The sequence below is a fragment of the Rhodopirellula sp. J20-39 genome (assembly GCF_057365095.1).
On sequence record NZ_CP195123.1, the window covers coordinates 1,439,619 to 1,463,237 of the forward strand.

The 23,619-nt window shown below is 55.5% G+C and carries 25 protein-coding genes and 1 tRNA gene; 10 read left to right on the forward strand and 16 right to left on the reverse strand.

Annotation, left to right across the window (positions count from 1 at the left end; genetic code table 11):
* Positions 1–35 precede the first annotated feature (35 nt).
* Both ACR3ZL_RS05200 and ACR3ZL_RS05205 read right to left on the reverse strand, forming a co-directional pair.
* Positions 36–1,736 (reverse strand): FecR family protein, encoded by a 1,701-nt coding sequence (locus ACR3ZL_RS05200; protein WP_473648948.1) that lies wholly within the window; start codon positions 1,734–1,736, stop codon positions 36–38.
* Positions 1,733–2,257, reverse strand: a complete 525-nt coding sequence (locus ACR3ZL_RS05205; protein ID WP_473648947.1) for an RNA polymerase sigma factor — start codon at positions 2,255–2,257, stop codon at positions 1,733–1,735. Before ACR3ZL_RS05205 ends, ACR3ZL_RS05200 begins: the two co-directional genes overlap by 4 nt.
* Before the next feature lie 815 nt (positions 2,258–3,072).
* Between ACR3ZL_RS05205 and ACR3ZL_RS05210 the strand changes: the two genes are divergently transcribed.
* From ACR3ZL_RS05210 to ACR3ZL_RS05220, 3 genes are all read left to right on the forward strand, one after another.
* Positions 3,073–3,885, forward strand: coding sequence for an ATP-grasp domain-containing protein (locus tag ACR3ZL_RS05210; RefSeq protein WP_486173249.1), 813 nt, complete (start codon positions 3,073–3,075; stop codon positions 3,883–3,885).
* Positions 3,882–4,592: an alpha/beta fold hydrolase gene (locus ACR3ZL_RS05215; RefSeq protein ID WP_486173250.1), complete on the forward strand. Its 711-nt coding sequence runs from the start codon at positions 3,882–3,884 to the stop codon at positions 4,590–4,592. Before ACR3ZL_RS05210 ends, ACR3ZL_RS05215 begins: the two co-directional genes overlap by 4 nt.
* A 91-nt stretch (positions 4,593–4,683) precedes the next feature.
* The gene (locus ACR3ZL_RS05220; protein WP_473648944.1) at positions 4,684–5,400 is read left to right on the forward strand and encodes a hypothetical protein; all 717 of its coding nucleotides are present in this window, start codon (positions 4,684–4,686) and stop codon (positions 5,398–5,400) included.
* Positions 5,401–5,473: 73 nt separating this feature from the next.
* On the opposite strand, the gene ACR3ZL_RS05225 is transcribed toward ACR3ZL_RS05220, so the two are convergent.
* The 3 genes from ACR3ZL_RS05225 to ACR3ZL_RS05235 form a co-directional block, all read right to left on the reverse strand.
* The gene (locus ACR3ZL_RS05225; protein WP_473648943.1) at positions 5,474–6,037 is read right to left on the reverse strand and encodes a 3'-5' exonuclease; all 564 of its coding nucleotides are present in this window, start codon (positions 6,035–6,037) and stop codon (positions 5,474–5,476) included.
* A 78-nt stretch (positions 6,038–6,115) separates the two neighbouring features.
* Positions 6,116–6,934 (reverse strand): TIGR02452 family protein, encoded by an 819-nt coding sequence (locus ACR3ZL_RS05230; protein WP_473648942.1) that lies wholly within the window; start codon positions 6,932–6,934, stop codon positions 6,116–6,118.
* 112 nt (positions 6,935–7,046) lie between these two features.
* Positions 7,047–7,805, reverse strand: a complete 759-nt coding sequence (locus tag ACR3ZL_RS05235) for a hypothetical protein (protein WP_473648941.1) — start codon at positions 7,803–7,805, stop codon at positions 7,047–7,049.
* Positions 7,806–7,957: 152 nt separating this feature from the next.
* Here ACR3ZL_RS05235 and ACR3ZL_RS05240 point away from each other — a divergent pair, with 152 nt between their 5' ends.
* The 3 genes from ACR3ZL_RS05240 (at position 7,958) to ACR3ZL_RS05250 (ending at position 10,189) form a co-directional block, all read left to right on the forward strand.
* The gene (locus tag ACR3ZL_RS05240; RefSeq protein ID WP_473648940.1) at positions 7,958–8,893 is read left to right on the forward strand and encodes a nucleotidyltransferase domain-containing protein; all 936 of its coding nucleotides are present in this window, start codon (positions 7,958–7,960) and stop codon (positions 8,891–8,893) included.
* 56 nt (positions 8,894–8,949) lie between these two features.
* The gene (locus tag ACR3ZL_RS05245) at positions 8,950–9,720 is read left to right on the forward strand and encodes a nucleotidyltransferase domain-containing protein (RefSeq protein ID WP_473648939.1); all 771 of its coding nucleotides are present in this window, start codon (positions 8,950–8,952) and stop codon (positions 9,718–9,720) included.
* Between the two features lie 175 nt (positions 9,721–9,895).
* Complete coding sequence (locus ACR3ZL_RS05250; protein WP_473648938.1) at positions 9,896–10,189, forward strand: hypothetical protein; 294 nt, start codon at positions 9,896–9,898, stop codon at positions 10,187–10,189.
* Here the strand turns inward: ACR3ZL_RS05250 and ACR3ZL_RS05255 are convergent.
* Complete coding sequence (locus ACR3ZL_RS05255; RefSeq protein WP_473648937.1) at positions 10,181–11,614, reverse strand: sigma-70 family RNA polymerase sigma factor; 1,434 nt, start codon at positions 11,612–11,614, stop codon at positions 10,181–10,183. The genes ACR3ZL_RS05250 and ACR3ZL_RS05255 overlap by 9 nt on opposite strands.
* A gap of 166 nt (positions 11,615–11,780) precedes the next feature.
* Here ACR3ZL_RS05255 and ACR3ZL_RS05260 point away from each other — a divergent pair, with 166 nt between their 5' ends.
* Entirely contained in the window at positions 11,781–12,041 is a 261-nt protein-coding gene (locus ACR3ZL_RS05260) for a 4Fe-4S dicluster domain-containing protein (RefSeq protein ID WP_473648936.1), read from the forward strand.
* A gap of 6 nt (positions 12,042–12,047) precedes the next feature.
* Here the strand turns inward: ACR3ZL_RS05260 and ACR3ZL_RS05265 are convergent, their stop codons facing one another.
* From ACR3ZL_RS05265 to ACR3ZL_RS05305, 9 genes are all read right to left on the reverse strand, one after another.
* Positions 12,048–12,938 carry a M28 family peptidase gene (locus tag ACR3ZL_RS05265; protein ID WP_473648935.1) on the reverse strand — a complete coding sequence of 297 codons (891 nt, stop codon included), beginning with the start codon at positions 12,936–12,938 and terminating at the stop codon, positions 12,048–12,050.
* A 12-nt stretch (positions 12,939–12,950) separates the two neighbouring features.
* Complete coding sequence (locus ACR3ZL_RS05270) at positions 12,951–14,006, reverse strand: ADP-ribosylglycohydrolase family protein (protein ID WP_486173251.1); 1,056 nt, start codon at positions 14,004–14,006, stop codon at positions 12,951–12,953.
* Complete coding sequence (locus tag ACR3ZL_RS05275) at positions 14,003–14,662, reverse strand: phosphatase domain-containing putative toxin (protein ID WP_473648933.1); 660 nt, start codon at positions 14,660–14,662, stop codon at positions 14,003–14,005. Before ACR3ZL_RS05275 ends, ACR3ZL_RS05270 begins: the two co-directional genes overlap by 4 nt.
* A complete protein-coding gene (locus tag ACR3ZL_RS05280) occupies positions 14,659–15,192 on the reverse strand; it encodes a macro domain-containing protein (protein WP_473648932.1) in 534 nt (177 codons plus the stop codon). Before ACR3ZL_RS05280 ends, ACR3ZL_RS05275 begins: the two co-directional genes overlap by 4 nt.
* A 3-nt stretch (positions 15,193–15,195) precedes the next feature.
* Positions 15,196–15,582 (reverse strand): RNA 2'-phosphotransferase, encoded by a 387-nt coding sequence (locus tag ACR3ZL_RS05285; RefSeq protein ID WP_473648931.1) that lies wholly within the window; start codon positions 15,580–15,582, stop codon positions 15,196–15,198.
* On the reverse strand, positions 15,557–15,751 hold the full coding sequence (locus ACR3ZL_RS05290; protein WP_473648930.1) for an RNA 2'-phosphotransferase: 195 nt from the start codon (positions 15,749–15,751) through the stop codon (positions 15,557–15,559). Before ACR3ZL_RS05290 ends, ACR3ZL_RS05285 begins: the two co-directional genes overlap by 26 nt.
* An 80-nt stretch (positions 15,752–15,831) precedes the next feature.
* Positions 15,832–17,028 carry an elongation factor Tu gene (gene tuf, locus ACR3ZL_RS05295; RefSeq protein WP_473648929.1) on the reverse strand — a complete coding sequence of 399 codons (1,197 nt, stop codon included), beginning with the start codon at positions 17,026–17,028 and terminating at the stop codon, positions 15,832–15,834.
* 359 nt (positions 17,029–17,387) lie between these two features.
* The gene (locus ACR3ZL_RS05300; RefSeq protein ID WP_473648928.1) at positions 17,388–17,528 is read right to left on the reverse strand and encodes a hypothetical protein; all 141 of its coding nucleotides are present in this window, start codon (positions 17,526–17,528) and stop codon (positions 17,388–17,390) included.
* Positions 17,529–18,052: 524 nt separating this feature from the next.
* Positions 18,053–18,126: transfer RNA gene (locus ACR3ZL_RS05305), tRNA-Met, on the reverse strand.
* A 580-nt stretch (positions 18,127–18,706) separates the two neighbouring features.
* Here ACR3ZL_RS05305 and ACR3ZL_RS05310 point away from each other — a divergent pair.
* Genes ACR3ZL_RS05310 through ACR3ZL_RS05320 form a run of 3 tightly spaced genes read left to right on the forward strand, consistent with a single transcriptional unit; the run spans position 18,707 to position 22,409 of the window.
* Positions 18,707–20,650: a prenyltransferase/squalene oxidase repeat-containing protein gene (locus ACR3ZL_RS05310; protein WP_473648927.1), complete on the forward strand. Its 1,944-nt coding sequence runs from the start codon at positions 18,707–18,709 to the stop codon at positions 20,648–20,650.
* A 20-nt stretch (positions 20,651–20,670) separates the two neighbouring features.
* Positions 20,671–21,435, forward strand: a complete 765-nt coding sequence (locus ACR3ZL_RS05315) for a hypothetical protein (RefSeq protein ID WP_473648926.1) — start codon at positions 20,671–20,673, stop codon at positions 21,433–21,435.
* Positions 21,432–22,409, forward strand: a complete 978-nt coding sequence (locus ACR3ZL_RS05320) for a hypothetical protein (protein WP_486173252.1) — start codon at positions 21,432–21,434, stop codon at positions 22,407–22,409. The genes ACR3ZL_RS05315 and ACR3ZL_RS05320 overlap by 4 nt, the downstream gene beginning before the upstream one ends.
* A 114-nt stretch (positions 22,410–22,523) precedes the next feature.
* Here ACR3ZL_RS05320 and ACR3ZL_RS05325 read toward each other — a convergent pair whose 3' ends face one another.
* Complete coding sequence (locus tag ACR3ZL_RS05325) at positions 22,524–23,519, reverse strand: alpha/beta hydrolase (protein ID WP_486173253.1); 996 nt, start codon at positions 23,517–23,519, stop codon at positions 22,524–22,526.
* Between the last annotated feature and the right edge of the window lie 100 nt (positions 23,520–23,619).

A 23,619-nucleotide genomic window follows, 5' to 3' on the forward strand; every position in this document is an offset into this window, starting at 1 on the left:
GTGAACCCAGAGGGTTGGCGCCCTGCCGCTACACTTCATTTGGGTAACGAATGTCCGAACGCATCTTTAGGTAATGGTGTCGTGACGGATTGCCAGGAAGTTCCAAAGCACAGTTCATCGACCCGATAGATTTGGCTCTTTGTGTTGATCGAGATCCGAATCCTCTCAAACGATTGGTCGCTTAAAAAACCGGGACTCACGCACATCCATTGCTCGGGTTCGACATCGCTGGCACGCTGTGATGCGGGCGACAATGTGACCAATAACTGGTCGTTTTGGTTGGCACGGGTCACCAGTTTTCCGACCAGACGGTAAGGCACTCCGGTGACCAAAGGCAGGCGTGAGCGAGAGGACTGGTCCGCGTATTTCGTGAAGACAAGTCCAGCACGGGCAGCGACTCCGACTCGCAATTGCCCCGCGTTATTCGGATCGATGATGTCCATCCGCTTCGGACGCAAGACCAACTGCAAGATATCCGTAGCCTCCGCATGTGGATTCGGAAGTTCGTCGAACTGAAACAGAAAACTGAAGTAGCACAATCCATCTTGGCTCAAATCGATCGGAGTCGCGAGTTCTCGCACGGCCCAGACATAGCCGGTGTGTTTCAGCATCCCCGGCAACGCTTTCTCCTGACCGTTCGAAAGGCCGGCTGTCGCGTCGACGATCGCAACATCGTCTGGCAACGGTTGAATGCCGTTGCTTTCATCGCGACTCAAAGCCAACCAGCCCCGGTTCCAACCTTCGCCGCCGTCTGCTTCTTTTCGAGCAAAGGCAAGCGGATTCGGATAAGAAAACGATTCGTACGCAGTGCGCTGCGACAATACCTCCTGAGCACTCACTTCGGGGTTTGGCAACTTGCGGAGGAAGCCTTCCGGCCGCAACTTGACGACGTGACCGATTAGATTTCCATCGGCGCGATAGGACTTCGCTTGCCCCTTATTGATATAGTCCGGTTGACTTGACGAGAGTGACTCATCGACCGCATTCTCATCCGCCTTAAAACGCTGGACCTTGCCCCCGAAGACATGGACTTCATCACTTTCGTCACCCACCGACAGCGCGTATTCAGTACCAAGGTCCAAAATCGTGGAACGAGGTGTCCGCAGTTTAAAGGTGGTGGTGGTCTCGTCGCCTCGAAAGACGACGTCACCCGATAGAATTGTGGCCTCCGAGGGGCCATCCAGATGGGCAGTCGCAGGTCCCTTCAAAATGAGTTTCGATCCGCTGTCAAACACGATTTCCGCACCGCCCGAAATCAGTTGGATCCGCCCCGTGGCCAAACGCATGCTCTCGATCATGGACTCGTCTGACTGCCACTGACAATCGACGGCACGCTTGAGCGTTGCGATGTATGCAAGCGATTCCTTTTCTTCCGAAGCGAAATTTTTCGCGACCTCGGGATTACCTCGTTCAATTGATTTCCATACAAACCAAGATCCCACCGCCACGAGCATCGTTGCAGCGACCGCTAGTGATCCAAGCAATGCTTTCTTTCCCGGACGATTTGATTCATCTTGCGATACCGGAACGTTTCGGGTCTGCATTAAGCTACTTTCGCTCGATTCAGCGATGGCACCGGCGTGCCGGGCCAGCTCGACAAACGCGGATCGCTTCGCAGCGTCCTCGCTTAACTCAATTTCAAGATCCCGAAACTCTTCGTCGGTGAGCTGGTCGTCCAGGTAACGAACGACGCGAAGAAAAAATTCATCGTTGGGAAGGTTGCTTGGTTCACTCATACCACCATCTCCTCCTGAGCCAGGAAATTCTGAATGCACTCCCGCAGCGATTTGTGCGAGCGGCTTATCATCATGTAAACCGTATTCACTTCACGCCCCACTGTTTGCGCCACCTCTATTCCCGACAAACCTTCCATGTAGCGCAATGTGAGCACCCGCCGAGCCTGAAGAGTCAGCTTGGGAAGACAGGTCTGCAATGCGCAGAGTAATTCTCCAGGCAATTGATCCTCAGCTTGCTTCCAATCCTTGTCCAGCAGATCAAGCAGCGAGTCATTGAAGATCGGTTGCCTTGACGATTTGCGTAGCATCGCGAGCGATTGCCGACGCGCCGTTTCCCGCAGCCATGCAGGCAGTGCCTTGTCGTCTCGAAGCGTCTCGCGACGGGAGACCGCCGCGATCGCGACTTCCTGGTAAACATCCTCAGCCAATTGCCCATCGCGAACGATCGACCAGATATACGCCAGCAAACTGGATCGCTGGGCCAGCAACTGTTGAACAAGCTGTGGTTCGCTAAGCGACATGAAATTATCGAATCGGCTGAGGGAAATGGTGCGACATCGGGAACGATCGTCCTGACAATTTAGAGGTGCCGGAAGAGTGTGGAGTCTGTACATCCAAATTTTCAAAAAATGACACATTCCAGCGAATGCTAAAAGAAACCAAACACACCGAGCCGAACTAAACGACTGCTCTCAGGGTTACTGATGAAAACGGCGCGAGTGGATTTTCCGGAAAATGGGGTCTAAAGCCCGATCTCAAAAAGTCGCTCGGGCGGTGGGATTCAAATAAGGGGAGGGTCGGAGAGACTAGAGCTTGCCGAGAGTTCCGGGCGTGAGGGCTTCCCAGGTTCTCCCACCACGCTTGACTGAGACCCTCTAAGACGGAGACTCTCTTAATCCAGAGCTCCAGTAAGACACTGCCGAACAGCGTTCGACGTGGCAGACAAGTCCGTAGAGACCAAAGAAAAAGCCGGCGTTGGTCAGTGACTAACGCTGGCTTTTTGATTTGGTGGTGGATGACAGGCAAGATGCCTATCCCACTGAAGTTGAGCAAACCGAACCTCGCTCAAACCGCTCGTGAGAGCTCGGCCGATTCCGCCCTGCTCTCGTAAGTGTGTGGCATGAAACATGTTGCAATGATGGCGAGCGATTTACCGAAAGTGCAAATCAAATAGGCTAGCTTCGATCTCCGGGCCGAAACCCAAAGCGACCCCTCGACGTAGGTTTATTTGACTGGAGGGATTTTCGCAGCGGCGATTTAGATTCTGCGAACCTACTTCGATTGTGGTCGGTCAAACAACTGACATTGAATCTGCCTTTTGGATGCAAACGAAATCATGACGTCGGTTACCTGGATCCTTGAATCTGATGTCTTCCCGAATTCTCACGAAGAATTACGGTGCGCGATTGCCGATGCTGGACACCGTATCGTCGACTCTCAGGACGAATGGTGGCTGCATGAACCGCCGGAATTTGAGCCGGGAACTCCGATTGTCTTTCATGGTTCGCTTGGCAATGCGGCGGTGATCGAGATGAAAGCGATCTGGGTTCCTGGCTCATTCTGCCCGGTAGATGCATTTTGCTGCACAGCTTGGTACGCACGAGCGAGTCGGTGGTTGCTCCACAAGCAGTGGCGATGTTTGCCGGCCAACGAACTCGTCGCCAACGCGGCGGAAGTCGACGCTGAGATGGGAAGCACGGATCGGATATTTGTTCGTCCCGACTCACCGTTGAAACCTTTCAGCGGTCGAGTATTGGATGTGGATTCGATCTCTCTCAAAACTCTCGATCACGGTTTCTACTACGAAGACGAGACTCTCCCGGTGATTGTCGCACCGATCGTCAACGTGGGCCGCGAGTGGCGGTTTGTTGTAGTCGAGGGCCGCGTCGTTGCCGGTAGCAGCTACAACGCGGACACGCGAAGTGCGGCCGACAGTGGCGGAGACGTCGTCCCGAGTGCTCTCGCAAATGAGATTGCTACTTCGCTCGAAGCGCCTACGCCAGTTTACGTCCTGGACATCTGCAAAGTCGGTGACGAGTATCGTCTGATGGAACTTAATCCGTTCGGCGGAGCCGACTTGTACGATTGCGATACGGTCGCGATTGTTGAGGCTGTCTCAGATTACGCGATCAAGGTACACCACCAATGAAAACCGTCGAAGGCGAACCGAATGCTCCGCTGGTTCTGCTTTCTGGACTTGCAGCTGACGTTCGAATTTTCGCGCCGCAGAAGATTTCATTTCCACAGCTAAATTGTCCTCGTTGGTTGGTCCCAAACCGTTCCGAGTCGATGGATGAATACGCGAAGCGGTTGGCTGCAACACTTGATGGCGGGCCGTGCATCATTGGCGGCGCATCGTTCGGCGGAATCATCGCTTTACATTTGGCAGAATACGTCGACGCCAAAGCCGTGATTCTGATCGGCAGCATCAAGTCGCCATCTCAACTACCACTTTATGCCCGCTTTGCTCGGACGTTTCGGTTCTTGATTCCCTTCATCCCAATTCGGTTTATCCAGTTTCTCACCCGACTACTCACGTTTCGAGTCGTGCGACGATACGCTCCGTTCGCATACGGACTTGTCTGTCAATTTCGCGACTCGGACCCGACAATCTTCAAATGGTCTCTGTCACGCATACTGGATTGGAAGTCGACGCCGACCGTCCGCTGCCCCATCTATCATCTACATGGCGATCGCGACTGGACCCTGCCGCTGCGATTTACTGATCCTGATACGATCATTGAAGGCGGCGGCCATGTTCTTTCACTTACTCACCCTGGCGAAGTGAATTCCTACATCCGGCACGTTTTCAGCGAGGCGTCGTTCTCGGAACCCAACGCATCTTCGACCACTTGAGTTTCGGCAGCGAATCTTCGATCGTTCCAGCTGTCCATTCCCAGCATTGTCTGATGTCTGGTTAGTCGACCCAAAATCCGTGTCTTTCTAAATGTCCTACGATTTCCTGAGTCGATTTAAACCTACACCTGACGAACTGCAGCGTCTTGTGTTCGGGCGCGTTGATGACTCAATGCTGCGTGAAATCGCGGCGGCGGATTACGGGCAAGACGTTGACGAGCATCTTGAGCAACTTCATGCGATAAAGAGTGGCAAGGTTCTGGCACCGATGCGTTGGGAGCCGAAAGAAGTTCTTGAATTGATTCGCTGGTCCGAGCCTGAGGATCCAACCTGGTCCCCCGGAACGACGGGCAACCGCGGGCATTGGATGCGACTGTTTTCGTGCACGGTTCTACTGCGTGGCGCGGCCGATCCCGCTAACGAGGGCTACTTCACGGGTGAAGACTCAACGATAGTTCAGCTTGTTGATAGCGCAATCAAACTTGGCAATGAGGCTACGACCGCCGCGCTGCAGTTTCTTTGTTGGTGCATGCAGTCTTCCGGATTTGGCGACTGGGACCGCCCCTACTTCGCGGTTGCCATCCAGATCTTGCTCGTTTGGCTCGGCAAGTGCGATTCCGCCACAGCAACTCAGTTGATCGCCGCGTCTGAATACGAGCATTCGTCCCAGGCGGAGATATTCAACGATTGCCGAAAATCGAAGGCATGGAAAAAGCTGATCCACGACGTTCTGGTTGGCTCGACGAACTCTCCCCCAGAGATTAAGCGATTTGGCGAAAGCCTCGCGAACGCAATTCAGGCTGATTAGACATTTGAGATGCCCTCGGAAGTTGGACTCCGCCATTGGTTCTTGTTGGAAACAAATAAGACGTTGAGCCGGATCATGCACCCCTATTCCGGTTCGCCGCAAGAAGACGACAAAGCACACAGGCGATGTTCCATGCATCGTCGTCGCCTCGGTGATGTGTGCCTTCCATCTCGATGCCGAGCTTTTGACACGCGGCGTCCAAGCCGACTTCGTGTGAAAGCCCTAGCGAAACAGCGAAGAGCGTTTTCACGTTCAGGTGCGAGATCCCGAACGGATAGCTGATATTGGATATTTGGCAACACCGCTCGAATTGACGTCGATCGTAATCGCCCCAACTGGCCCACAAACGATCCTTGGCTGCAAACTCCTTTCTCAGTCGGCGACACGCGTCAGCGAAGGATCCTGCATCGACGAACATTTCCGTGCGCAGCGTCGTGAGGTCGCTACAGAACTCGCTGATCGACGAGCGATCCGGCTTAACCAGGATGCTGTGCTTGCTGGATCGCCTGAGTGTTTCCGCGGCGACAACGCATAGGCCAATTTCGATGATCTCGCTCTCTTCGCCATCGGGTGGCGTTCCATCCCAACACGTCGACTCGACGTCGACGACCAAGATCTCATCAAGCTTGCGTGCCATGACTTTCCTTTCGTAGTGGACGAGGCGACGAGTCCAATGTGCAGGGGACTCGTCGCCTCGTCCACTACCGGCAACGCGTCAAGCGAACACTTCGCGAAACGCATCCAAATTTGCTTTACTCTGCCGTCCCTTGCCGGGGATCGCGAACACGATCTCGTCGATACCAGCACCGTTGGTCCCAATGGCGGCTTGGGCGGTTCGTGCAGCCATGGCCGGATCACCACCGAACGCGCCACAGCCCCACGCTCCCAACAGAAGACGTGTCACGTTCTGATCCTTTGCGATGTGGAGCACGTTTCGCCAACGTCGAGCAAACACCCTCTCTAATTCCGCGGTCGCGTTCGGGTTGGATCGCAGGAATGGGCCACTGTTGGGTGCCGGTGCGGTAATGATGGAAACAAGAAACGGTTCGGCAAGCAGATCACCAGTGCCGTGAGTCTTGAAAAACGGAACCATCGGGCTAAAGATCGCGTGGTCCGTGTACAGTAATGAGGACTGGTTACGATTGGCGTCGTAGTATTGCCCGCACGCAGCCAAGCAAGGATACAAACCGCTGCATCGACACAAGTCTTCCTCCTGAGCCTTGGCACCGTTTAGGAAACCACCGCCGGGGTTGCGAGCAGAAGCGAAGTTCAGCAGAGCGACATGACCATCGCCAGCCATCTCTCCCGCCATTGACTGAGCCACCACCTGCGTCGTGCCATCAACGACGCGAATCGCTGGCGTTCCAACGCCCGTGGGCGATCCGATCGAATCAAACTCATCGGGGCAATAGACACGAGTCTGGTTCACGGCACACGATTGCGCATCAGCGAACGAAACCGTCTGCTCACCGATTTCGTACGAGCCAGCCTCGATCAGGTCAAGCGTATCTTTTGCGATTTGCTTCAACGTCATTGCATGTTCTCCTCACAGCAATTCTCTAATCTGAGACAAGAGAAGAAATCAGTCCGAAAGGTTCGCTTCGTCTTCAATTTGCTTCTTCGATCCTATACCGTGATAGGTCGGATCATGAGTCATCCGCAAGGTGCTGTTTGTCGTATCCACGGCGACGGACCGCTGTTGTGGATGCAAACTCTCTGAGAGTACTCGCGTCGACGGAATCCGGCGTGCCGGCAGGTGCCGATGCGATCATCGTCGAATTGATCACTCGTCGCTCATTCTCATTGGGCGTCAAAATAGTTGCGGTGTGGAGCGTTCCCTGCCAAGTTGGCTTCGACAATGAAAAAGCGGCGGACGAATTGTTGATGCAAACAATCTGGAAGTTGGTCTTTGAAAAGCATGGTACACGAGTGGTGTACGGTCGCAGGATGTCGAAGCCGGTCGCAAACATCGGATTGTGCTTGACCAACAAATCCTTGGGTGTGAGTTCAAGATCGAACGCACATTTGGCGTAGTCGGTGATTTTAAGTTCAGAATCCACGCTGGATGGCTCGTAGCCAAGCATCAAGAAGCACTCGTCTGGCCCACCATCCAAGTGCGGGCGAGTTGACTCTTGTTGATCGAAACGTGCGGTGGATAGATAAATAAGTGTGTTCCCGGATTGTGCCTCATGAATCGCCGCCATGTCGTGCTTTATTTCCAACATCAGCCGTCGAAACGTTTTCGAGTCGATGGCAGAGCCGACGTCGACGACACTGAATCCAGGTTGCGTAAAATCAGTGCGGCATGTCCGTTCATAGATCAATGCTGCGAGCGATCGCGAGTCGGGAGTGTCTGAATTCAAGCAAATTGAATCAGGCGACCATGTTTTAGTTGTAGATTGCATAAAAACCTCGGTCCGCAGTGCGATCGGGAAACCATCATCGTAGTGGTATCAAATTTGTGAATACAAGACCATGCGCGTCAACCTGCGAACACTGATCGCGAGACGCGTGTCATGCTGTATCCCAACGACTCGTACAGCTTTCCGAATGCAAAATGACGCATACACCTCTGATCTATTCCGTAGGCACACAAGTCGTCGCTCAGAAGGATGTTATGGCCGCGAATGACCGGATTGCTCATCCGGCCGGGGCGGTTGGCGTCATTGTTCGTTCGCCTGTGGATCGGACTCATGCGTATCGCGTCAAGTTTAGCGACGGCTTGGAAGCTCCGATTCATCACGATCAACTCGTTCGGCTTTCAGAGTTCAAGAGTGAGACGATCCGCGACGCCGATGCATCACTGGCCAGTTCCGATTTGTACGAACGGGTGATCTTTCGTTGTGTGATCGGTTCGCGAGCGTATGGACTTGAAGACGAAGCATCCGACACGGATCGCCGCGGCATCTATCTGCCACCGGCGGAGTTGCAGTGGTCGCTCTACGGAGTGCCCGAGCAACTGGAGAACGATGAAACGCAGGAGGTGTACTGGGAGCTGCAGAAGTTCATCGTGCTCGCGCTCAAGGCGAACCCGAACGTGCTCGAATGCCTCTATTCGCCCATCATTGAAGCGGCAACGCCGCTCGGTGACGAATTGCTTACGATCCGCGAAGCGTTCTTGTCCAAGCTCGTCTTTCAAACCTACTCGGGATACGTCGCATCGCAGTTCAAGAAGATGCAAACCGACATTCGCAACCAAGGTCGCGTGAAGTGGAAGCACGTCATGCACCTGATTCGATTATTGCTATCCGGGACGCACGTGTTGCAGCATGGTTGCATGTCGGTTGACGTTGGCGATCATCGCGATCGGCTGCTGACGATCAAACGCGGCGAGATGCCGTTCGACGAAGCCGATCGCTGGCGGAAAGATCTGCAAATCGAATTTGAATCCGCCTTCAAACAAACCGGACTCCCCGATAGACCCGACTACGACCGAGCCAACGCATTCCTGATCGATGCTCGACGCCGAGCGATGGAAACCGAACTTCCGTAGTGGATCTTGTTAAAGATCCCAAGCACAACGGATCTTTAACAAGATCCACTACCACCATGAACGACGCCAAAATCATCGACAACGACAAGCTGATCGCCCAAGTTCGATCGCATCCGTATCCACTGCTGTTTGTGACGATCAGCGGTGCGCACCTGTACGGATTCCCGTCGGCCGATTCGGACTTCGATCTGCGTGGCGTTCACCTGCTGCCACTCGAAACCGTCGTTGGCTTGGATGAAGGCGATCAAACGGTCGAAAAGGAGGGCTTCTACGACGGGCTCGAAATCGACCTGGTCACGCACGACGCTGAAAAATTCTTCACGTTGATGCTGAAGCGGAACGGCTACGTTCTCGAACAGATATTCTCGCCGCTGGTCGTCTTCGCGACTCCAGAGCACGAGGAGCTCAAGTCGATCGCTGCAGACTGCATCACCAAGCATCATGCCCATCACTACCTCGGCTTCGCAGCGACACAGTGGAAGCTGTTTGGCAAGGAGTCTCCGCCGCGAGTGAAACCGCTGCTGTACGTCTTCCGCGTCCTGCTAACCGGCATCCATCTGATGCGTACCGGTGAAGTCGAGGCCAATATCCTGCGGCTCAACGAGACTGCGGGACTGAGCTACATCGACGAACTGGTCGACCGAAAGTCAAATGGCCCGGAGAAGGGAACGCTCGATGCAGCGGATCTCGTGTTCTATGAGCGTGAGTACGAAAGGCTGACTGCCGAGCTGGAGGATTCGCACGCCAGCTGCACGCTTCCTGACTTGCCATCGGCAAGGCCGGCTCTGAATGACTTGATCGTCCGTCTTCGACTCGCGTCGCGATGATTTGGCATGAGTAGTGAACGACGGTAGTGAACGACGGTAGTGAACGAGGCGGCGACCCGAGAGCCCTCGGGTTTTGTTGCCCCGTCTCTTACGCCCCGTCTACTACGAAAGCCAACATGAATTCCTCTGCCGTTTGCTCTAGGATGAATTCACCGTCACCGCCGCCATATTCCAGATGAGTCGTCTTGCCAGTTCAAATTCAGTGCACGTCGGTTGTCATCCGCAGACTCACTCGACCGAACATCGAGATATCCAAATTGCGGGACTGAAATACGAAGACGATTCGGCGCGGAACGCGTTGGCGGCGATGGTCAAACCTGGCGTCATTGAGTTCCGGCATCACCGAGCTTTTTCGGACCAGCGTGTGCGAGAGATCGCCGTCCGCATCGTCGCTGATCCGGTTGGCGAGTTCGCTTCAGGCTTTTCGATCCACTACCAAGGAAGGATTCTTGTCCCGAGTTCATCTTGATCGGGGAACTGAATCGAGCTTCGTCACGATGTCTGCGATCGTGATCGTTCGGTCCGCGGGAGATTTAAGGAGTGTGTCCGCCAGAATGCTGAGAAGTGGGGCGGGGACTGCTTCGTTTTTCGGAACTATTGAATCGAGGCCCGAAAGCGTCTCCGTCAACGCTTCTTCAAAACGGACACCTGGGTTCGGTGGTGTGCGGAACAGCAGCCAGTGGATCAAACCGCCGATTGCATAGATGTCTGTTTTCACGCTGATTGAGCCGAAAGCTGGAGCAATCTGCTCCGGGGCGGCAAAGCCCAGAGTTCCGCCCAACATTTGTGACGATAAATCCGTTGTTGCCTGTGCGAAACCAAAGTCGGTGATTGTGATTCGGTCGTTTGAATCGACGAGAACGTTGCTTGGTGTGAGATCGCTGTGGACCAGGCCGGCTTGATGCACTGCTCCGATGGCTTCGCAGGTCTGCCGGAGCCAGTCGATGATCTGCTTCGGCGCGACGTTGGTGACGTCTTGCAATGAGCGTCCGTCAATCCATTCGCTGATGACGTACGGGCCGCCGTGGGGCGATTCACCGTAACCGAGGTAACGAATCACACCGGGATGATTGATTTGTGAAGCGATGTTGATCTCTCGTAGGAACGACTCGCGAGCACCCTCGTTTTTCCAGAACGCTTTGCGGAGGAATTTGACTGCAACGACAGTGCGGCCGTCGGACTGCGTGCTCGCGCGGTAGACCTTTCCGAAACCACCGCTGCTGATCAGTTTGCCGAGCACGAACTCGTTGTAATTCACTCGCGGCAACGTTGGCACAACCGTAGTGGATCTTGTTAAAGATCCTTCAAGTGTTGCGGGATCTTTAACAAGATCCACTACGGAAAGATGTTCGCGAACACGAGACAGCCGGCGACGAACGGTGCGTTCGTCAATCCCCAGCGACTCGGCTAGTTCCCGCTGCGTCTGTCCGGCCAGTACACCCTCGATGATCACGAACAGATGGTCCGGTAGCTCTGCCTTCAACGTCGTCAGAAACACGTCTGCTTCATCATGGTTTGTAGTGGACGAGTCAGCGAGTCCTTTTGCACCGAGACTGAATGGACTCGTTGCCTCGTCCACTACTGAAAGCGAAAGTTGGACCTGGTCGCCGCCACGTTTGATCGCAGATTGACGCTCAATCGAACGAGCCATCTTTCGGCGAGCAAATGTCGCGAGGAGACGCCACAGCGAAACACTTCGACTGACTTCGATTCGACTATGTCTGGCGGCGTCGAAGAAGCTGCCCATCGCCGATTGAACGACGTCACTCGGATCGATCGAGGCCTGGTAGCGACGGTTCAGGCGACTGGCGACCAAGGCCACCAAGCGAATGGCGTAGCGGTCAAACAGAACTTCGGCGGCTCGCTCATCGCCTGATTTCCACTCACGCAGCAACCAGCCATCGGGCCGATCCGTGATCGACTCGGGAATTTTGAATTTATTTCGCGACTGGTATCCGGTTTCAAATTCGCTTTCTCACTTCCTGGGTAGTGGATCTTGTTAAAGATCCTAACAGCTCGGGATCTTTAACAAGATCCACTACGACAATGGAGAGAAAATCATGACAATGGTGGTTACTCAGCCCTGCATCGGTTGCAAAGACAAAGCCTGCTTACCGGTTTGCCCCGTCGAGTGTTTTCACACGAGCGAAGACGAACCCATGGTCTACATCGACCCCGATGAATGCATCGACTGCGGAGCCTGCGTGCCTGAATGCCCGACCGAAGCAATCTTCTACGAAGACGACGTGCCGGACCAATGGAAAGGCTTCATCGCACTCAATGCGACCAAGTCGGCGGAATTTCCGTCCGCGCACGAGTGATTCCTGCTAGCCAAGCAATCGCAGCATGGCCGACGCCACCCCCAGCGTGACCTCGGTCATGCGGGGGTAGTCGAGTGTTTCGGGTGTGTCGGTGGCTTGATGGTAGTTGGGATTGCGCAGGTAGCTGGTGTCGGTAAGCATCAGTGCGGGATAGCCTTGGTCCCAAAACGAGCTGTTGTCGCTCAGCCGAATCTCGTTGATCTTTTCGGGTAGGCAGATTGAAAACAGCGGCATTCGCCGTGTGCCTCGTTTGAATCCACGGCGGAATTGCCAGTTCAGTTTCCATGACGGCATGTTGCCAACGGCGGCTAGGAAGTTGCCGCGTTTGGGAAAGAATCGGTGGAGGAATTTTGGGATCGCTGGCGGGATTTCTTGGGAGCCTTTGTGCAAGCTGTAATAGCCGACCATTTCCAAGCACAGCATGCCGATAATGTCGTCGCCGCGTTTGCGTGACTCGCGGGCGTAGTGTTGGCTGCCCATCGCATCGACGTTGAAGTACGGCGGCTCTTCGCAGGCGAACGCGACATAACGTGCGGTCCGCTTGCCGGTGTGCTCGCGCAGCAGTCGACTGACTTCCAACATCACCGCCACGGCGGAGGCGTTGTCGTCGGCACCGGGAGTGGAGAAAACGGTGTCGTAGTGAGCACCCAGCACAACAATCTCACTCGCACGTTTTGATCCGGGTTGCTCGACGATCAAGTTCGTGGCTTCATCGCCGATCGCGTCGTAGCACTCGCGATCGTTCGTGTACTCCATCTCGGCCCATTGGCCTTCGATGTAACCGATGGTCGCTTGAATCGTTTTCGGCTTTTGCAACGTGCGCGGACCTATCAGCCCCGCAAGTCGATCGACATGCAGACGAAGGTTGGCTTCGATTTGATTGCGGTCCCCAGTCATCTGTGAATCAGCTCATGAGTATGGCGGAGCAAGTCGGCGGAAGCCGTGGAAGAGGACGATGAACAGGAAGAGGACGTTGCGAAATAGGATGGCCACGGGATTTACGGTGAGCGGTTTGCACTGTGTTGATTTTTCTGTTGAGTCGGCCAGTGATTTACCCAGATACCGCATCCAAGGAACACTTCGTGGCCATTCGCAAATGCCCGCGAGCCATTCCGGGGGAATGCCACTCTCGCCAACGCCGGCGCCGACGATCCCGCCCACAATTGCAGCGGTCGTGTCGGCGTCGCCTCCGCACTGGATGATCGCCGTGACCGCCTGCCGATAATCTCTTGGGTGCGACAGCCATGCGTGAATGGCGACGGGGACCGTGTGGTAGGTGTAGCCGCTGACGCCTTGCGATAACCCCAGCGAATCAGCAAACGACTTGGTTGATTCTCCGGCCGCCACGCTGTCGACGGATCGACGCAGCATCTCGGTCAGTTCGGACCCGTCATCGCCCACGGTATCGACAACATCAGACAGCCACAGGTTCGCATCCACCGAATCGTGGTCACGAGAATGTCGAGCGGCGAGTGCCACTGCGATCGCACCGTATTCCGCTTTGGGATCGGTGTGCGTCAAACGCGATGAAGATCGCACGAACTGCAGCATCTTGGGAAGGTCGTCGAACGCCGCGCCGAAGATCGCCGCTCGCATCGCCGGACCATTGCCTGCAGAGAAGACGCCGGCGCTCTCGGGCTTGGCTCCCAACCAGAGTTTGATACCCGCTCGAGCGGTCGCTTTACCGACGCCGGCCGGCAAGGCCAGGATCCACCATCGCAGCCGACTCGCGAAACGTCGTGCGAATAGATCCACATCGCCGTTCGCTTCGATCAGTGACTGCGCAACCATGCAGGTGTGTTCGGTATCGTCGGAGATCATGCCACGTCGGAAAAAGAAACGGTAGCGATCCGGCGGGCCGAGCAATCGTGGTGCTCGCATTGACGAAACGCCTTCGTACGGCAACCCGAGAGCATCACCAACGGCGGTACCCAGGATGCATCCGATAATCGCGTCTTGGTTCATCTGTTTTTTTCCAGAATCAATCGCTGTGCCTTGTTCAATTCGACACCGGAACGAACCGCTTGGATCATCGCGATGGCGTCCCCAACCGTTTGTGCCTCACCGGACGCAATCAACACGGCCGCGGTGACCAGGCCCGTTCTACCGTGACCTTGGGCGCAATGAATCAGCACCGGCTTTGGCATTTTGATGATTTCGTCCGCCAGTTCACGTATCTTTGCGGATGTCGACGCGGTTCCATCGAGCATCGGGTAGCACGTGTAGGACTGAAGATCCCAACCATCCTTCGGTTCTGTGAACTCGCAAGTCAGATCAACGACCGAGGCAATGTTCTTCGGCATCTCATGCCCCAGCAACCGACGCGACAAGACGATGTCGTCATTTAGGACGCTGATCTTGGGTTCTCGCGACAGCAACCGAACCACATGCCACACTGCCGACACGTACAGAACGTAGGGCAGCACCAACAGCGTCCCAAGCCGCGAACGACGCCCGTCAAAACGCTTGCCGAAGACGCCGAGTGCAGAGAACGAATACGCAGCAGCCACCACGCCAAACGATAACGCCGGGTAAAAGAGCAGCCACTCCCATGGTCCGCCGCGAATGGCCGCGACTCCGATGGCGATTGCCAGCAACAAGAAAAGAAAACCGTACTTCATTCGGCTCCCGTCCGATCGACATCGGTTCCAGGAATGGCATTGGATAGTTCGATTCGGTGATCTTCGCTGCGTACAACGATCGTCAATGAGAGACCAGCAAAACGAGTGTCTTGGGCCAGCGGAGCGACCGCCTTGCCGAAATCGGTGATGGACATCGGACCGTATCCGGTGGCTAAGGTTGGCATCGCGATCGTCTTGGCTTGCTGGTCAATCGCCATGTGCAGAGCGGCAACCACGGTCTTTCGCACCAACTCAATCGACGAATCGTAGAACGGATCAATGGCAACGGCATGAAGAATGAATCGAAACGGCAGACTTCCCGCCTGGCTTTGAACGACCGTTGCTGCCGGCACCGCAGAGACGCCTTGCTGTTTGAGAAACGCATGAAGTTCATCTTGAACGGTCGGCCCGACCGCCGAAAGAATCGCTCCGTTGACGCCGCCCGATAAATTTAACCACGGGTTCGCGGTCGAAATCAAAACATCAGCAGATGTCTCGAGCACATCGCCGACTTGGATTTGAATCTGCATGAGCTACTCCGGGAGGGTCAAGTAACTTGGCGGCACCGCATCGACCAGCCAGACTTCATTGGCCGAAAAGAAAAAGCGATGTCCGTCCTGGTGCATCGTTTTGGCATCGACGCGAAGGATGATCGGCTTACCGCGTCGCGAACCGACTTTGGTTGCCGTCGCCTCATCGGCTGAAAGGTGGACGTGGTTGCGTGAGCGTTTTTGAAGGCCGTGTTCTTGAATGCTGTCGATGAATGCGGCAACCGTCCCGTGGTAAAGCATGTTGGGTGGCGTCTGTGCGTCTAATTTCAAATCCACGCCGGTCACAGAATGGCCTTGGCTGGCTCGGATCCGCAGGCCATTCTCACTCAACGCGAAACGCTTCTTAATCATTGGTTGCGACCACATCATGAAGTATCTCCAAAGACAAAGGCTTTCCGCGTGCATTTGCGTTGGCGATCAGTTCATTGATTTCGAGCCAGCCCTCTTCGTCTAAATTCATACCGACGACTTCGGGTTGGTGACGAAGAACGAGGCTGAGGAACTTGCTGGTTGAAACCAGTTTCTTGTCTGTTGTCATGAGATGAATTGTAGCGAAAAATGAGAAACGCCCGCGACAGATTGCTCTGTCACGGGCGTTCAGCGATTGCCTGTCCTTCTTTAGGCGACGACTCGTGTGACGACACCCGAGCCGACCGTCTTGCCGCCTTCTCGGATGGCGAAGTGGTCGCCGTCGCTAATGGCGATCGGTTGTTTCAGAGCGATGCTCAGGCGAACGCCGTCACCGGGCATCGCCATCTGCACTTCGTCCATCACCGATGCACTGCCGGTCACGTTCGTCGTTCGGAAGAAGAACTGAGGTGCGTATCCGTCGAAGAACGGCGTATGGCGACCTCCTTCCTCCTTCTTCAACACGTAGCCTTCCGCCTCAAACTGCTGATGTGGAGTCACGCTCCCAGCCTTCGCCAATACTTGCCCCTTCGTGATCGCCGTGTGAGCTGTCTTGCGAAGCAACACACCGACGTTATCACCGGCATTGCCGCTTTCCAACACTTCGCCGAACGATTCGACTTGCGTGATCACGTCGCTGCCGGTCTCGCTGGCCAAGCCAACAATTTCGACACTGTCACCAGCCCGCACAACGCCTTGCTCGATCTTACCCGTCACCACGGTTCCGCGTCCGGCGATCGAATAAACGTTTTCGATGGGCATCAAAAACGGCTTGTCGATCAGTCGTAGCGGATCGGGAATCGAACCATCGAGTGCGCCGAGCAATTGCTCAATGCACGCGATCGAATCAGGGTTGGTGGGATCGTCATGACCCTGCTTGGCCGAGCCGCGGATCACGGGAATTTCGTCACCCGAGTAACCGTACTCGCTGAGCATTTCACGCAGGTCCATTTCGACTAGGTCCAACAGTTCAGTGTCCTCGACGAGATCACACTTGTTCATGAACACAACCAGGTGAGGCACGCCGACCTGACGAGCCAACAGCAAGTGTTCGCGTGTCTGAGGCATCGGCCCGTCGGCAGCCGACACCAACAACACCGCGCCGTGCATTTGGGCAGCCCCGGTGATCATGTTCTTGATGTAGTCGGCGTGACCGGGACAGTCGATGTGGGCGTAACGCCTGCCGGCAGTCTCGTACTTCACGTGCGAAGCGATCACCGTGACGGTCTTGTTCTTGTCACGAACAATGCCGCCCTTGGCAATCGACTCGTACGATTTGTACTTAGCCAAACCCTTTTCAGCTTGGACACGCAAAATCGCGGACGTCAGCGTCGTTTTCCCGTGGTCAATGTGACCGATGGTGCCGACGTTGACCGAGACCTTTTGGGGCATTTCGTTTTGAACCATAGCTCGCAAACTCCATTTTCAGAGGAAACGTTTCGCACCGATCGCCAGCGACCGAGGTGAGCAGCCTCGGTCGCCTTTTCGCTCGCATGAGCGCCAGAGGACCGGTAACGAAGAAACAGAGAGATCCGTCAAACAGAAGTCGCTGCGACACAAAAAAAGCCCGCCAAGTGAATCACCAGGCGGGCTTTGTGGATCGCGGAGAATTTTGAAAAAACAAACTTATTCACGACGCACCATCCCCGCCTCGCCCTCAAAGGACGAGTCGGTCGTTGATGATGTGAATGTCGTGAAAGTGTTCATTTCAAATTCCCAGAGATGACGGACGCGAACAGAGACACCATGGTCTCGACGAGGTTCACTCAGCCTTCGCCTTCGTAACTCGGTGGCCAGTCGTCGAGGATGCCGGGATAGCTCGGCCAATCGTCGCCCCAATCACCAGGATGCACGACGGGATAATCGGGCATTCCAGGATAGGCTTCGCCGGGGTGACCGGGTGGCAAGTTGTCTGGAGCCGAGTAACCGTTGCAATGTTTGCAGGCAAGAATTGGAGTTCAAAGCGGCCAAGCCGCGATGGGTCAGCTTGAGGGTGGGCACTGACGTTGCTCCGCTGTTAGTCTTTGCGTGTTCGGACAATTGCCTAGATTCGATTCCTGAACGCCCCGCTCAGTACGTTCAACAAATTCATCTGGGCGGAAACGGGATCCGCCAACCAAGCCCCAAATAGCAGCCAGGGAAAGACGAAAAGTGGAGACTCTCTAAAACTCTGGAATTCACCTTAGCCGGAGGTCACAGAGCCAGAGAGCGCGGAGAGTCTTGGCCCATTTGGCAGCCAAATGCGAGCAGACCAACCCCGCTGAGACTCTCCACTGCCGGCCGATCAGAGACCCACGAGAGACGGCCAAGCCACGTTTGACCCCACAAAAGAGGCTGCAATAAACGAAAAAAGCCGACGATCGTTAAAAAAACAATCGTCGGCCAATTTGTTTACTCCGCAGTCACGGAAGTTTGACTGGGGTTTCTCAAGTTGCGGGAGCCGGATTCGAACCGACGACCTCGAGGTTATGAGCCTCGCGAGCTACCGGGCTGCTCCATCCCGCGGTATTAAAGTTACGACGCTGTTGCTTGGCTTTGGGTTCACGTTTGCTTTGACGTTTTGTCAATTTTTCGTGAAAACCTCGCGACCTCGTCGAGGGGCAGAGAATGCTCGATCGAGCTGGTTCTGTCAACCGATACTGGCTGTCATGGCAAAAGAATTTTGGTGAAGTCTCGCCAATCCGCTATGCTGACCTAGAGTTTCGGAGCATGGATTGCACAGTCATACGTTTATTCGTTGCTCGATCGCTGTTCACTGGTCTACTTTTTGGCGGTTCGTTTGCGGATTTGTGCTTCTTTAGTGGAGTTCCGGAAGACGGGAATCCACCTAGAGGGGCGCCAGGGAGGGGATTGTGAATTGTTTTTAAGCAGGAAGCGACTGGTTTCGGATTGCGGCGGTTGACTAATTGATAACCACGGCCGAGTTTTGCTGGTGGCTGTGTTGGTATTGTTCGATGATCTTGCTCGGGGAAGAGATTTCGCTCCGGGAAGCCGAAGTGATGGGCGCCGAGGTCAATCGTCGATACGGATAATCCTTTTAATTTGACTCATCAGGGGGCTTCGAAACGCTCGGCTTTTCGCATTAATGACGCACTCCGACCCGCCTACCGCAGATTCGTCGGACGATTTTTCGTCGGGAATGTCGCACGCGCGTCCTGACGCAGTGCCGCCGCCGTTGCCTCCTCGGTCTTCACAGCCAGCACCGCCACCGCCAACGCCTCCTGTGCCGCCGGTTCCGGTCCAGTCCTCACAGCCTGTGCAGCAGCCAGCACCGGATCCGCCAGCCCCTCAACCACCGGCTTCGAACCCTCCAGCACCGAATCCGCGAGCAACTTTACCGCCGGTACAAACGCCTCGAGCACGGCAACCCGCACCATCGACTCACAACGCGGTGCCGACAAATCGGGTGGTCAACAATAAGAATCAGCAAGCGGGAACGAAGTCAGCGGCACCAGCACGCCAGCAGGCCGCTGTATCGAATGCGGTTACACCTGCTGCTGAAGCGGCGGCGACATCAGCAGCGATTCCCGCATCGGTTACGCCGCAACCGAAACCTCGTTCGCGATGGCGGGTTGCCGAAGGCGAAGAAGGTTCGGCAGGCAGCGATTCGGATGCTGCAAAGCAGGATGATGAAGGCGGGAAGCTGTTGCCAGTTCGTAAGTCGATGCCGGCTTGGTTGGTAAGCATGATCGTGCACATCGCTGCCTTATTAGGTTTGGCGTTATGGACAATGCCGATCGGCGAAGGTATCAGCCGCATTGTGTTGGAGTTTGGCGAGGCGACGGAACAGGATTCGTTGGAGCTGGAAGAGTTTTCGCTGGAAACAGAAGACTCGCAGTTCAATGAAAATGAGTCAGAAGAAAGTGTGCCGACGGAGATCAATATCGAGTCATTGGTCGACGCCGTTGAGTTTGCGGAACCGGTCGACATGGTGACCGTGGATATGGGCGGGATTGCGTCTGAAGAATTGGTTCAGCCAATGTTCAGTGGGCGTAGCGGCGCGATGAAGTCGGCGTTGTTAGCGATGTACGGCGGCAACCAAGAAACTATCGACGCAGTTGAGCGAGGTTTGCGTTGGCTGGCTCGTCAACAAGATACGAAGGGATCCGACGCGGGTTCTTGGAGCATGCGTGGTCCGTACAGCGATGGTTCTTATGGTGAAAATCGCGTGGCGGCGACGGCGATGGCGTTGTTGGCTTTTCAAGGTGATGGCAACACGCACTTGGACGGGCCGTACAAGACCGTGGTCGAACGCGGGCTGAAGTATTTGTTGCGGATTCAGTCGCGACGTAACGGTGTGTTTGTTGCTCCGGCGCCGAGCCATGAAAAGTCTTACGCGCAAGCTCAGGCGACCATTGCAATTTGCGAACTGTACGCGATGACCAACGACTCTACCTTGCGGGCTCCGGCTCAGGCGGCGGTCGATTACGCGTTGGAAGCTCAGTCGCGTGAGGGCGGATGGCGATACGAGCCTCGTCAGGATTCTGACTTGTCGGTAACCGGTTGGTACGTGATGGCGTTGTCCAGTGCACAGTCAGCCGGGCTAGCGGTGCCTCATTCGACGATGTCGATCATTCATGGATATGTTGAGAGTGTCGGCGTCTACGATGGAGCGGGCTACAGCTATCAACGTGGGCGACCGGCGACTCCGGCAATGACGGCCGAGGGAATTTTGTGCCGCCAGTATTTGGGCTGGGGACGCGAAGAAGAGGCTATGGGAGTTGGTTTGGAAACGCTTGTGGTTGATTGGCCGCTAAGTCGCTCGGACATGAACGTTTACTATTGGTATTACGCGACACAAGCCTTGCATCACTACGGTGGTTCGTTGTGGGATCGTTGGAATGCGAATATGAAAGTGGAGCTTCCCGCGATGCAGGTCACGAAGGGGAGAGAATCGGGAAGCTGGTCACCTCAGCCGGACGAATGGGGCAAAAATTCGGGACGCTTGTTCACGACCTGTTTGTCGATCTATTGTTTGGAGGTCTACTATCGCCACCTGCCGTTGTACAAGGCAGCGGAGTCCAAGTAGCCAACAACTTTTCGTGAATCATGACAGACGGTAATTTGGCGGAAGACAATAATCAGTCGTCCGGTCCCAGCGGTGACGCAAGTTCCTCAGCTCCCGCGAACGCGATACCTTCGATCGGTTGGCGATCGAGATGCCTGGTGTTGCTGGTGATGTTGCACCTGTTCCTCGTTTGGGTCTCGCTAGGCTCGAGCGTTCGTCCATCACAGTGGACGTCGAGTGTGTTGCAAGCCGGGCATGTTTATCTTCAATCGACGCACTTCGGTGTTGATGGACGCCCGGTGTATTTGGCCCATGGTAAGCCCGAAGAACAACCGCTGAAGCTGGAACTAGATGGCGTCGAGCTGATGCCGGAAACGATTCCTGGTGCGGGCGCCGATGACCGTCAGCAGCGATGGTTAGCGACAGCACGAATGTTGGCGACGGAGGAGCAGCCGAGCTTGGTCGCTGAGTTGATGTTGGGACTGATGCGTCATCAGAAGAACGATTTGGCTGAGTTGCCTGAAGAGTCTGCAGCGATTGCTCCGGCCGGTGAATCGGAGGAGCAGTCGGGGATCGTCAGTTTGTTGCGTGAGCCGACGATTTTTAGCAGCGTGTTGGACGATCAGGAGCCGCCCGCCTATCGGGCTCGCGTGGTGGTGGACGGGAATCGCATCGCAGTGGTGAGGTTGTTGCCCGAGAGATTGACAGCAATCTCACGAGTTGGGAAATCTGGATCGGACTCAAATAAATCCACCAGTTACGAGCAACTCGTGCCGCCTGTTTCGAAGCAGGATGCAAAACGATGAGCAGAAAATCAAAATCGAAATCGAATATGGTTGACCGGTCTAGCGACGTGGTCGAGTCGGAGCATTTGGGTTGGTTCGATGCCGGCGTTGCGTGGTGGTTGAGTCCACTGCAGCAATCAGCGATAGCGCCAATCCGGATTGGGCTGGGGCTGACCGTGATGCTGTACTTCGTTGACGCGTTGACGGACGTCGCGTTCTGGTTTGGAGTCGATGGCGTTCACTCTTCGCGCAACGTTGCGGAATTCTTGCAGATTTCGGGGCTGGGCGATGCGGCTTCCGTTTCGATCTCTCCGTTGTTTTGGACGGATGCGATTTGGGTTTACCAGGCGTATTGCTTGGTTGCCATTTTGCTGGCCTTGTTGATGACGCTCGGGCTTGGCGGGCGGAGTGTTTGCGTGGCTGTTTGGCTGGGTGTGGTGTTTTGGGCCAACCGTTTGATGTGGCTTGCCGGGCTGACTGAGACACTGCTTAGCTTGACGCTGTTTTCGACTTGTTTTGCTCCGGCGTGGAAGCTGTCGCTTAAAAGAGCGAATGTATCCAAAGACGAAGCAATGCCCGACGAGACGAAGGCACCGATGAGTGTTGCGACGGGGTTAGCGATCCGATTGACGGCGGTCCAAACCAGTTTGATCGCCGTGGCAACTTGGTTGTCGATGTTGGCGGGAACGGTGTGGTGGAACGGAACGGGATCGATCGCATTGGCGGCACCGGAAAGTGTTCGCACGTTCGCAATGGTCGATCTTCTACAGAATCCACTTGTGTACGAAACGATCACGGTGTGGCTTTTCTTAGCTGTTCCACTGGGTGTCTGGCTGGCATGGGGACGAGGCCATGTTTGTCGAACTCGCCGCATGGGCGTTGGGCTGTTGATGGCTTGGGCGTTGACGCTGGCAGTGCTGGGATCGCACTGGGTTTATGGTGGGGTGTTGGTTTGCGGTTTTTTGGCGATTGGGAGAGGAAAGGGGCTGCAGTGATTTTTGGGGCATGGTGATTTTAGGGCCACAGGGCCACAGGGCCACAGGGCCACAGGACCGCAGGACCGCAGGGACGCAGGGACGCAGGGACGCTGGGTGGCGTGGCGTTGGTGGTTACTTGGGGTTTGTTTGGTCGGCTAGCCAGTGGGCTGCGGAGCGTACTGGGGGGACGTGTTGTTCTTCTAGAAGACCGTCGTGATCGAGACCTTCTAGAGCAATTATTTGCTTATCGCCTGAGTAGGCTCGATGGATGCGGTCTTGCAGTTCAGGCAACACGAGTTTGTCGTTTTGCGATGCCAGAAATACAGCGGGGATCGAACTGCCTGACGCGTTCGCCAGCGCGTCGAGCGTTGGCGGTAGGCACTGCACGACCCGGCGCATGAATCCTTCCGCGTGATAACGCTGGGATATTCGCACGATGACTTCGCCTAAGTCCGGCGGGTTACGGAGCCAGCAACCGACTTGGTGGCGAGGGAAATCGCCCGGCAGCCAGTCTTCTAAATGGGCCGCAAGGTGTAGGACCGAGAGGCAGCCGAGGCTATTGCCGGCGAGCCAAAGTCTGGTGTGCGGGCCACCGGATGTGGTTGCGACCTGGCGAGCGAACTCGCTGGCAAAGTCAGCCTGATAGGCGAGTCGTGCTGGCGGCGTGGATTTTCCGTAGCCGGGCGGGTTCCATGTCCAGACTTCGACGTGTTGTCCGGCTGGGTGAGTGGTGTTGGCAAGGTTGGGATACAGCAGATTCAGCGGTGCTTCGGAGCTGCGTTCGGCGCGGCCGCCGGTGCCCGGGAACTTGATCACGAGATGCTTGGGGGCGGATTCAAGTTCTTGCCTTGGCTGGGGCAAAGGAGCGAGCGGCGATTTGGATGTAACCAGCGGTGGGGTTTTGCGATCTTGGCGTGTCGTGAAGACATACGCTTCGGTTTGCACTTCGCCATGCTGATTTTGGGACGGGCCATCGTGAGAGGCGTTCTGCCCGATGTGGATGCCAGGGTGGCTGATTGGGCAGCGGATCAGGTCTTCATTGGGAATGGGATTCCGGGTGGGGCGAAGTACGCAGCGATCCAGAAATCGTTGTGCGAGGTGGCGTTTGAGGTTTTTCCAGCTTTTCACGGACGCAAACTATCGTGTTTTCACGTGTCACCGCAACCGTGCCTTCTGTTCGTCGTCGAAGCGTTGGTTAAGCTATCGGAGTCGATTCTTCCGACCCGTT